General features: G+C 31.9%; 2 protein-coding genes. Both read right to left on the reverse strand.

What is annotated here, in order from left to right:
* Positions 1 to 89 precede the first annotated feature (89 nt).
* Entirely contained in the window at positions 90 to 863 is a 774-nt protein-coding gene (locus ACR0P1_RS07760; RefSeq protein WP_432645835.1) for an exodeoxyribonuclease III, read from the reverse strand.
* Positions 863 to 2,407, reverse strand: coding sequence for a phenylalanine--tRNA ligase subunit alpha (locus ACR0P1_RS07765; RefSeq protein WP_432645836.1), 1,545 nt, complete (start codon positions 2,405 to 2,407; stop codon positions 863 to 865). The genes ACR0P1_RS07760 and ACR0P1_RS07765 overlap by 1 nt, the downstream gene beginning before the upstream one ends.
* Positions 2,408 to 2,455 lie beyond the last annotated feature (48 nt).

The raw sequence follows: 2,455 nt of genomic DNA on the forward strand, positions 1-2,455 counted from the left end.
AATTTATAAAAGAAAATAAATTAGATATTACAATTATTGATAATATTGGTGATGTAAATACAATATTATAATCACCAATTAATAATTTTTTAAAAATCAAGTTCCAAAGTCACAGGACAATGGTCAGAACCAAAAACATCACTTAAAATTTTAGCTGATTTTACCTTGTCGCTTATTTCTTCATTTACATAGAAATAATCAAGTCTCCATCCAGCATTTCTCTCACGAGCACGTGTTCTATAACTCCACCAAGTAAAGTTATTTTCTCCTTTATCAAACATTCTAAATGTATCAATAAAACCTGCATTTTCAAGTTCATCTAACCAAGAGCGCTCCTCAGGCAAATATCCAGATTTTCCTTCACAATTTTTAGGATTATAAACATCAATTGGATTGTGAGCAATGTTATAATCCCCAGTAACAATAACATTTTCACCATCATTTTTCAAATCAACAATTTGATTGAGTAATGCATTACAAAAATCAACTTTAAAATCTAGTCTTTTAGCTCCCATACCACTGTTTGGAAAATAGATGTTATATAAGAAAAAGTCAGAATATTCCATTCTTAAGACTCTTCCTTCGCTATCAAGCTCCTTGACACCTAAACCTTTAACAACATCAATAGGTTCAATTTTAGAATAAGTCCCAACACCACTGTACCCTTTCTTTTCAGCTTCATTAAATGATTTGTGAAATCCTTCAATATCAACTAATTTTTTAGGGATTTGTTCTTGTGTGGATCTTACTTCCTGGAAATTAATAATATCTGCATCAGTATTATCAAACCAGTTCCAAAACTCTTCTTTTTTTGAAACTGCTCTAATCCCATTAACGTTCCAAGAAACCAGTTTAATTGACATTATAATTCAATTCCCTTATCAATAGGCAATTCACGAAGCCATTTAATATCACTTTTGTAAAGCATACGGATATCTTCCACATCATATCTAATCATTGCAAGTCTTTCAATACCTAAACCGAATGCTAAAGCAGGCTGATTAATTCCTAAAGGTTTTAGAACTTCAGGTCTAAACATTCCAGCTCCACCAAGCTCAATCCAGCTTTCTTTTTCTTCCAAATAAATTTCAGTTTCAGTGGATAAATATGTGTAAGGGAAGTAAGCAGGTCTGAATCTTACTTCAAAACCTAATTTTTTATAAAATTCTTTTAAAGTTCCTAGGAGATTTTGGAAACTGATTCCTTCATCGCATACAAGTCCTTCGACTTGGTGGAATTCAGGTAAGTGTTTATAATCGAAAGTTTCTCTTCTAAATACTCTTCCGACAGAAAACATTTTGATTGGTGGCTCATGTTCAAACAAATGTTTTGTAGATATTCCAGTTGTGTGAGTTCTTAAAACGCTTTGACGTGCGATATCTTCACTCCAATCGTATTGCCAACCAATTGAACCTGTATCTGCACCATTTTCATGAGTTTCAGCTGTGAGCTTTACCAAATCCATATCTGGCAAGTCACAAGTTAATGGATTTTTTAAATAGAAAGTATCTTGCATTTCACGAGCTGCATGATCTTGTGGCTGGAAAAGAGAATCAAAGTTCCAAAATGCTGATTCCACATATTCCCCCTTATCTTCAGAAAATCCCATATTCAAAAAGATTTCCCTAATTTCGTCAATAGTAACTCTTAACGGATGTTTTTTACCTGCAAAAACAACAGGTGCTTCAGCATTAATGTCATAAGGACGATATTGTAAGTTTTTCCATTCCCCATCTTTTAATTGTTGATGTGTTAATTGAGTAGCTTGTTCCTGAATGGTGAAACCTTGTTTGAGTATTTCTTGACCTTTACCCAAAACCTTAAAAGAATGTGAGGTATTCTTTTTGATATTTAAAATGTTTTTTCTATCATTCAATTTTTTAAATCCATCAATCAAATCGCCAGTTAATTTTTCCTTGATGAGATTTTTAGTTTCGGTTAAAATATTAAGTAATTCTTCATCATCACCTAACTTATCTTTAAACGCAACCCCACCATCAGTTACTTTAACAACACCTTTGTCGATTTGAGCCCAATTTTTACGGCGCAACCAACCAATTGCAATATTAGATTCTTTTTTATTAAGACCAGAAACACTGGCTAAATCCTTCATGTGTATTTCTTTTTTCTCAGCTAGAACATCAAGAATTCTACGTTCTGGAAGTTTATTTTTAGCAAATTCCAATCCCACATCAGATAAAGAAACTTCTTCTTCAACGTCTTTTTCCACTTTAATAATATCTTTTGAAGCAAGAGACCCGGCTGCACTCATAACTGATTTAATATCCATACCAGTTTTTTCAGCTATTTCTTCTGGAGTTGCATTTACATTTGCTTCTAGTTCTTTTAAAAGTTTCTTTTCATAAATATGTAATTCATTAATGGTTTTTTTAATATCCTCACTCATTTAAACACCATAAAATTATAGATTAACAATATAATAATTTATATAGAT

The sequence above is a fragment of the Methanobrevibacter sp. genome (assembly GCF_050872065.1).
Taxonomy (GTDB): domain Archaea; phylum Methanobacteriota; class Methanobacteria; order Methanobacteriales; family Methanobacteriaceae; genus Methanocatella.